The sequence below is a fragment of the Pantoea rwandensis genome, from assembly GCF_002095475.1.
GTDB lineage: Bacteria > Pseudomonadota > Gammaproteobacteria > Enterobacterales > Enterobacteriaceae > Pantoea > Pantoea rwandensis.
This window is the reverse complement of the sequence record NZ_MLFR01000016.1, coordinates 110,071-118,283: the sequence shown is the minus strand read 5'-3', so window position 1 is coordinate 118,283 and position 8,213 is coordinate 110,071. Positions and strand designations below refer to the sequence as shown.

The 8,213-nt window shown below is 55.9% G+C and carries 7 protein-coding genes and 1 pseudogene; 7 read left to right on the top strand and 1 reads right to left on the bottom strand.

All coding sequences use genetic code 11. The features are described from left to right. Positions 1-252 precede the first annotated feature (252 nt). Complete coding sequence (locus tag HA51_RS15980) at positions 253-1,095, top strand: oxidoreductase (protein WP_084935607.1); 843 nt, start codon at positions 253-255, stop codon at positions 1,093-1,095. A gap of 144 nt (positions 1,096-1,239) precedes the next feature. Here HA51_RS15980 and HA51_RS15975 read toward each other — a convergent pair whose 3' ends face one another. Further along, positions 1,240-3,405, bottom strand: coding sequence for a putative bifunctional diguanylate cyclase/phosphodiesterase (locus HA51_RS15975; protein ID WP_084935606.1), 2,166 nt, complete (start codon positions 3,403-3,405; stop codon positions 1,240-1,242). A 311-nt stretch (positions 3,406-3,716) separates the two neighbouring features. Between HA51_RS15975 and phnF the strand changes: the two genes are divergently transcribed. The 6 genes and pseudogenes from phnF (at position 3,717) to phnK (ending at position 8,118) form a co-directional block, all read left to right on the top strand. Beyond that, complete coding sequence (phnF, locus tag HA51_RS15970) at positions 3,717-4,433, top strand: phosphonate metabolism transcriptional regulator PhnF (RefSeq protein WP_084935605.1); 717 nt, start codon at positions 3,717-3,719, stop codon at positions 4,431-4,433. Further along, entirely contained in the window at positions 4,430-4,876 is a 447-nt protein-coding gene (gene phnG, locus HA51_RS15965; RefSeq protein ID WP_084935604.1) for a phosphonate C-P lyase system protein PhnG, read from the top strand. Before phnF ends, phnG begins: the two co-directional genes overlap by 4 nt. Next, positions 4,876-5,450: pseudogene (gene phnH, locus HA51_RS15960) on the top strand (phosphonate C-P lyase system protein PhnH). Before phnG ends, phnH begins: the two are co-directional and overlap by 1 nt. Next, a complete protein-coding gene (locus tag HA51_RS15955) occupies positions 5,450-6,526 on the top strand; it encodes a carbon-phosphorus lyase complex subunit (protein WP_084935603.1) in 1,077 nt (358 codons plus the stop codon). The pseudogene phnH and the gene HA51_RS15955 overlap by 1 nt, the downstream one beginning before the upstream one ends. Beyond that, positions 6,519-7,367 carry an alpha-D-ribose 1-methylphosphonate 5-phosphate C-P-lyase PhnJ gene (locus HA51_RS15950; protein WP_084935602.1) on the top strand — a complete coding sequence of 283 codons (849 nt, stop codon included), beginning with the start codon at positions 6,519-6,521 and terminating at the stop codon, positions 7,365-7,367. Before HA51_RS15955 ends, HA51_RS15950 begins: the two co-directional genes overlap by 8 nt. Next, the gene (phnK, locus tag HA51_RS15945) at positions 7,357-8,118 is read left to right on the top strand and encodes a phosphonate C-P lyase system protein PhnK (protein WP_084935601.1); all 762 of its coding nucleotides are present in this window, start codon (positions 7,357-7,359) and stop codon (positions 8,116-8,118) included. The genes HA51_RS15950 and phnK overlap by 11 nt, the downstream gene beginning before the upstream one ends. Positions 8,119-8,213: the final 95 nt, after the last annotated feature.

The window sequence follows — 8,213 nt, the reverse complement described above, 5'->3', positions numbered from 1 at the left end:
CGGATGCACAACCGGCAGCAGTTGAGGTGGTCGCAGCGGATACACAACTGGCAGCACTTGAGGCGGTTGCAGCGAGTACACAATCGGCAGCACTTGAGGTGCAGATGCAGGCTATCTTTCAAAATCTGCAACAACGCTATCCGGCGATGATGAACAGGTCGCACTAAGCGCTAATCGGCTCGTTGCTGCTTTGCCATAGTTATTGACCTTGCCCGGTGGCGGTTCACCAGGCGCATTTAAGGGGACGTCACTATGGCTTCAGCAAATACACCCGTGTGGTTTATTTCGGGTTGTTCCACCGGCTTTGGTCGCGAACTGGCGCAACAGGCTATTGCGCGTGGTTTTAACACCGTGGTTACGGCACGCGATCCGGCGAAGGTGCAGGATCTGGTTAACGGGCACGATAACGCGTTGGCCGTGGCGCTGGATGTCACCGACCAGGGTAGCATTGATCAGGCCGTCAAGATTGCACTTGAGGCGTTCGGAACGGTTGATGTGCTGGTGAATAACGCGGGTTACGGTTATCAGAGTTCGGTAGAAGAGGGCGATGAAAAAGAGATTCGCGCGCAGTTTGATGCCAACGTCTTTGGCCTGTTTGCATTAACCCGTGCGGTGCTGCCGGCAATGCGTCAACAGCGTCGTGGCCATGTAATCAACATCACTTCAGTGGCCGGATTTATCGGTTTCGCCAGTTCAGGCTATTACTCCGCCAGTAAACACGCTGTCGAGGGCTGGTCTGATTCGCTGGCGTTGGAGGTCGCACCATTAGGCATTCACGTCACCTGCATTGAACCCGGTCCGTTCCGCACCGATTGGGCAGGACGTTCGTTGCATCAGACCCCCAGCAAGCTGCCAGAGTACGCCGATACCGCCGCCGCACGGATGAAAGCCACTTCAGAATACAGCGGTACCCAGGCGGGCGATCCTATCCGCGCGGCCACAGCGATGATTGCCATCACCGAACACGACAATCCTCCACGCCATTTAGTGATGGGCGCATGGGGGTACGATGCGGTGACCAATAAGCTGCAAGAGCGGCTAGCGCAGATCGAAGCCTGGAAGCAGACATCCATTGATACCGACTTTCCATCTTAACTTGTAGGGGACGCATTTATGCGTCCCTAGCATTGGAGGGCGCCATCAATGGCGCCCCTACGGGTTCGGTGAGGTTTCGTAGGGGGCGCATTTATGCGTCCCTGGCATTGGAGGACGCCATCAATGGCGCCCCTACCGAGGTATTCACATCATCTTTTCAATCTGTTCAAACGGCACGGCTTGGCTGAACAAATAACCCTGCAATTGATTACAGCCCGCATCGGCCAGCGCGTTTTTCTGACCTTCGGTTTCGACCCCTTCGGCGGTGACGGTTAAGCCCATGGCATGGCCGAGGCGCACCACGGATTCCACTATTGCCGTGGAGTTCTGCGCAATCCCCAGCGATTGGGTGAAGGAGCGATCGATCTTGATCTTATCTACCGGGAAGGTACTGAGGTAGTTGAGGCTGGAATAGCCGGTGCCAAAATCATCCAGTGCGATGCGGAAGCCTGCTTCCCGCAATGCGATGATGTTGTTACGCGCTTCGTGTTCATCTTCAATCAGCACGCCTTCGGTGATCTCTAACTCCATATGCAGCGGATTGGCCCCTTCTTCACGCACAATCTCAATGATGCGCTCAACAAAACCACTGGCACGGAACTGCACCGGGGAAACGTTCACAGCCACAATCACCTGCGGCAATTTCAGTGACGTTTTGCAGGCTTCCCGCAAAACCCATTCACCCAGCGGGATGATCAGGCCAGTCTCTTCGGCAATAGGGATAAAATCACCGGGTGAGACGTCGCCACGTACTGGATGCTGCCAACGCAGCAGCGCTTCCAAGCCCACCACGCGCTGCCCACTGATCTCCATCAACGGCTGATACCACACGCGCAAGCCATCAAAATTCACCAGCGCCTGGCGTAAATCAGTCGCCATCTGCTGGCGGGTGCGCAGTGACTCGTCCATGACTTTCTCAAATTGACGATACTGACCGCGCCCGTTATTTTTAGCTTCATACAGTGCGATATCCGCTTTACGCATCAGCTCCAGGCGATCAATGCCATCTTTCGGTGCCAGCGCGAGACCGACACTGACGCCAACCCAAACCTCACTGCCTTGCAGTTCATAAGGCTCACTCAACACGCTGATAATTCGTTTTGCCAGCGCCTGTACTTGTCCGATGTTATCCACTTCGGGCATCACAATAATGAATTCATCGCCACCAATGCGGCCCACGGTATCTGTGGCGCGCAGAATGTGGGTCAACCGTCGCGCGACCTCAATGATCAGCTCATCACCCGCATGATGGCCATAGGTGTCATTGATGTTTTTAAACCGGTCGAGATCCAGCAGCAACAGTGCCACACGCTGATCGTGTCGTGATGAAGCTGCCAAGGCCTGAATTAATCGATCTTCCACCAGCGCACGATTTGGCAGACCGGTCAGCACATCATGGAATGCCAGATGCTGCGCCTGCGCTTCACTCGCGCCCAGCTTCAACAGTGATTGCGATAAGTTGAGCGATGACGTCCAGATACGCCGCACCATAAACAGGCACAACAGGGTAATCAATAACACCGACAACAGCGTTGAAGGACCTAGCATGCGCAGCATCTGAGCGCCGGGTTTATCGGCCTGCCAACTGATATAGCCGACAGAGTCACCCTGCTGAGAATTGAGCTGATACAGGGCGTCTGTACCTTGCTGTGGTGCTCCTTCACTGAAGTGCAACTGACGTAATTGGCTGCGATCCGCCAGATTGCGCAGGTAGCCGTCATCCAGAAATTTAATGCTCACCAGCCGGTAGCGTCCGGCTTCGGGCGTGCTGCTGATGTCCCCTACCGCCAGCGCAGCTGCACGCTGGCCTATGCGTACAAAATCAGCACGGTCTGACGGGCCAGCCACTTCATCGCTGTTTCTCACGAGTGGGCTATTGGTCATGTCTTGCAAATAGTGGCCAATATTCTCGCTGGATACTCGCTGACCGTTACGCCACACCGCCAGCGGTTGATTGTCACGATCTAACAGCATGATCAACTGGTGATCAAACATGTCATATAGCCAATTACCGACATTTTGATCCAGCCAGTTGAAATCTGGGGTAGGTGAAGCGAGTTGATCAGCAAGGGGAGACCAACGCGTCAGGCTGCGCAGCTGGCGTAGATGCTCACTCAGACTTTGAGCAAAAGAGGCCTCTATCATCCGTTGCTGTTGATCGCGTGCCTGTTCATTGCTCAAAGAGGTGCCCCAGAACAGGCCAACGCCCGCTCCGGCAAAGGTTAAAACCAAAATCGCCACCAATGGCAAAATCACTTCCCGAACGAAATTGCGTCTGAATCCATCTGACAGTTTGATTGTATTAATCATTTTAGAGTTCGCGTGACAAGGAGGGCTCAACAATAACGTTAGCAGACTTTACGCAAGCTGCACCCAGTAAGGGAAGCGATAAAGCGGTGAAAGTAAGCGATAATTTTTTGAACATTGTCACAAAGGTTACAGTTAAAAATATTTTATTAAAACCACAGCCGTTTCGCTTCGATTCTGCTGCCCTAAAGCAAATTCATCCTTGCGTCATTGAGCCGTCACGGGGCTGTCATCTGGCTCGCGCACTGTAGTCGCCATCTCGCAGCACTTGTCGCTGCGCTCCTCAACCTGTAGCGAATGAGGTATTGAACGTGATGGAGATATCCAGACATCCGACCACTGTTTACCAAGCGGTTGCCGCACAACTGGAGCAGGCACTGCAAGAGCGCTATCGCTGCGGTGACTATCTGCCTTCCGAACAACAGCTGGCCGATCACTACGAAGTTAACCGCCACACGCTGCGTCGTGCGGTGGATGAACTGGTGAATAAGGGGTTACTGCAACGTCGCCATGGCGTGGGCATCTTGGTGTTGATGCGTCCTTACGATTACCCACTGCATGCGCAGGCACGTTTCAGCCAGAACCTGCTGGAGCAGGGCAGCCATCCCACCAGCGAGCGTTTGTTAGCGGTGTTGCGCCCGGCCAGCAGCGATGTTGCCAGTGCGTTAGCCATTAATGAAGGCGACAACGTGATTCATCTGCGCACCTTACGCCGCGTCAATGGCGTGCCGGTGTGTGTGATCAACCACTTCCTGCCGGAACTGAGCTGGTGGCCCAAGTTGCAGCAGTTCCAGAACGGCTCGCTGCACGACTTTATGCAGCAGCATTTGGGACTGGACTTGACCCGCTCGCAAACCCGTATCAGCACCCGTCGCGCACAGGCGAAAGAGTGTAAGCAGCTGGAGATTGCCCTGCAGTCGCCGCTGTTGTGCGTCCGCACATTGAACAAACACAGCGACGGTCTGGTCGCGGAATACTCCGTCAGTCTGACGCGTGGCGACATGATTGAACTCACCCTGGAGCATGAATGAAACAGCAAACAGCCCGCCAGCATTGGCTTTCGGTGCTGGCGCACAGTGACGCCAACACGCTGAATGCCCACTGGCAGCCGCTGCACCTCAATACTGATTTCGAATCGGTGCGCCCGGCAGAAACCGGACTAACCCGCCTGCAGGCACGCATGGGCGGTACGGGTAAACGCTTCGTGATGGGTGATGCCACTGTCACACGTGCGGTGGTGAAATTGCATGATGGCACCCTCGGTTTCAGCTACGTATTGGGGCGCGATAAAGCCCATGCCGAACGCTGTGCACTGATTGATGCGCTGCTGCAACAGCCGGAAACCCATGCACTGTTACAAGAAAAATTAATTGCCCCGCTGGCGGCACTGCGTGAAGAACAGCGTCAGCTGCGCGCGCGTGAAATCGCCAGCTCTAAAGTGGATTTCTTTACGCTGGTTCGCGGAGATAACTAATGACATTACTGGCCAGTTTTAACCATCCGGTTGCCGATTCACAACGCGCCTTCCGCCGTATTCTCAAAGCCATGAGCGAGCCGGGCGTCATGGTCTCACTGCCGTTGCAACAGGGCTGGGGCGATCTGTCACCGGCAGCGACAGCGGTATTACTGACGCTGGTGGATCAGGAGAGTGCACTGTGGCTGGATAGCCGCGTAGACAGCGAAGTGGTGCGCAGCAACCTGCGTTTTCACACCGGTGTTCCCCTTGTTGAAGACCGTCATGCGCCGTTTGCTTTAACCCATGCGGCTTCGAACCCAGATCCTGCGCAGTTCGCGCCGGGTGACAATATGTCACCGGAAAAAAGCACCACGCTGATTATTGAAGTGCCGGCGTAAATGGTGGGTTAACCCTGCGTCTTTCCGGTCCTGGCCTGCGTGAATCTCGCGCTATTGCCCCGCAGCTGCCTGAAGCCATTCTGACCTATCTGCGTGAGCGCCCACATCCTTTCCCGCTGGGCGTGGATCTGATTTTCACCTGCGGTGAAGCGATGATGGCCTTACCGCGCACCACCGACGTGGAGGTGTGCTGATGTACGTTGCGGTTAAAGGGGGTGAAAAGGCGATAGCCAGCGCCCATGAGCTACAGGCCGATTTGCGCCGTGGCGACCGCGATGTCGCCGAACTTGGCTGTGATCAGGTTGCTCAACAATTGGGTCTGGCGGTTGATCGCGTAATGACCGAAGGCGGCATTTACGATCCCCAGTTGGCCGCGCTCGCCATCAAGCAAGCCAGCGGCGATATGGTGGAAGCCATCTTCCTGCTGCGCGCTTATCGCACCACCTTGCCACGTCTGGCTGATAGCCTGGCGCTGGAAACCGATGAGATGCGCCTCGAACGCCGTATTTCAGCGGTTTATAAAGATTTGCCGGGTGGCCAGGTACTCGGCCCCACCTACGATTACAGCCATCGGCTGCTCGACTTTACGTTACTGGCCAATGGTGAAACCCCTGCGGCACCGCGTGACGATCAGGCCTTGCCAGAGCGCTGCTCGCATGTGTTCAGCATGATGACCAAAGAAGGTCTGGCAGAGCGTGAAGAGGATGATGGCAGTGAGCCATGCGATATCACGCGTGAGCCACCGGGTTATCCGGCCAGTCGCGCTGCCCGCTTGCAACAGCTGGTTCGTGGTGATGAAGGTTTCCTGCTGGCGCTCGGCTACTCCACGCAGCGCGGTTATGGGCGCAACCACCCGTTTGCCGGTGAAATCCGCACCGGTTACCTCAGCGTGTCGATCTGCCCGGAAGAGCTGGGTTTCGATATCGATATCGGTGAAATCCTACTGACCGAGTGCGAGATGGTTAATGGCTTCACCACGCAAACCAGCAGCGCCCCGCACTTCACCCGTGGTTACGGCTTGGTGTTTGGCCGTTCAGAGCGCAAAGCGATGGCGATGGCGCTGGTGGATCGTGCCCTACAGGCACCCGAGTACCACGAGCGTATTGCCGGTCCAGCACAGGACGAAGAGTTTGTGTTGTCGCATGCTGACAACGTGGAAGCGGCGGGCTTTGTTTCACATCTGAAACTGCCGCACTACGTCGATTTCCAGGCGGAGCTTGAGTTGCTGAAACGGCTGCGCGAACAGGTTCAGGAGCAAAACGATGAGTGAGTTAACCGGCTATAACAACGGCTATCTGGATGAGCAGACCAAGCGCACTATTCGTCGCGCGATCCTCAAAGCGGTGGCGATTCCAGGTTATCAGGTGCCGTTTGCCGGACGTGAAATGCCGATGCCTTATGGCTGGGGCACAGGCGGGATTCAGATCACCGCCAGCATCATTGGCGACAGCGACGTGCTGAAGGTGATTGACCAAGGCGCGGATGACACCACCAATGCGGTGTCGATTCGTCGCTTCTTCCAGCGTGTCAGCGGCGCGGCCACCACCGAAGCCACCAAAGATGCCACGCTGATCCAGACGCGTCACCGCATTCCGGAAACCCCGTTGCAGGAAGATCAGGTGCTGATTTTCCAGGTGCCAATCCCTGAGCCGCTGCGCTTTATCGAGCCACGCGAGACGGAGACGCGCACCATGCACGCGCTGGAAGAGTACGGCATTATGCAGGTGAAGCTGTATGAAGATATCGCTCGCTACGGCCATATCGCCACCACCTATGCCTATCCAGTGAAGGTTAACGATCGCTACGTGATGGATCCATCGCCGATTCCTAAATTCGACAACCCGAAGATGCACATGATGCCGGCACTGCAACTGTTTGGCGCGGGTCGTGAGAAACGTATCTACGCGCTGCCGCCGTATACCAAAGTGGAAAGCCTCGACTTCGACGATCACCCGTTCACCGTACAGAGCTGGGACGAACCCTGCGCGCTGTGCGGTTCGCACCACAGCTACCTCGATGAGGTGGTGATGGATGATGCCGGTACGCGCATGTTTGTCTGCTCCGATACCGATTTTTGCCACCAGCAGCAGGAACAACAGCATGCACAGTGAACAGCCGCTGCTTGCGGTCAACAATCTGACGCACCTTTATGCGGCAGGTAAGGGTTTTGAAGATGTCAGCTTTGAACTCTATCCGGGTGAAGTGCTGGGCATTGTGGGTGAATCAGGTTCCGGTAAAACCACCTTGCTGAAGAGCCTGTCGGCACGTTTAGCGCCGCAGCAGGGCAACATTCTTTATCGCGCGCAGGATCTCTATCAATTGAGTGAAAGCGATCGCCGTCGTTTATTACGCACCGAGTGGGGCGTGGTGCATCAGCATCCGCTGGATGGATTGCGTCCGCAGGTGACCGCGGGTGGCAACATCGGCGAGCGCTTGATGGCCGTAGGACAGCGTCATTATGGCGACATCCGTAAAGAGGCGATGCGCTGGTTGCAGGACGTTGAGATCCCCGCCAGCCGTATCGACGATTTGCCGACCACCTTCTCCGGCGGCATGCAGCAGCGTTTGCAGATTGCCCGCAACCTGGTGACCCAGCCCACGCTGGTGTTTATGGATGAGCCCACCGGCGGGTTGGATGTGTCAGTACAGGCGCGTTTGCTGGATCTGCTGCGTACTTTGGTGCGCGAACTCAATCTGGCGGTGGTGATTGTCACCCACGATCTCGGCGTCGCGCGTTTGCTGGCACACCGTCTGCTGGTGATGAAGCAGGGCAAGGTGGTGGAAAGCGGATTGACCGACCGGGTGCTGGACGATCCACATCATCCGTATACGCAACTGCTGGTTTCATCGGTGCTGGCGTAAGCCAGGTACGCATAAATGCGCACCCTACAATATTGGGCATCCGTTGTTCGGCATTGATGGTGAACGTAACTGTGCTCCGAATCTAGTAGGGATGT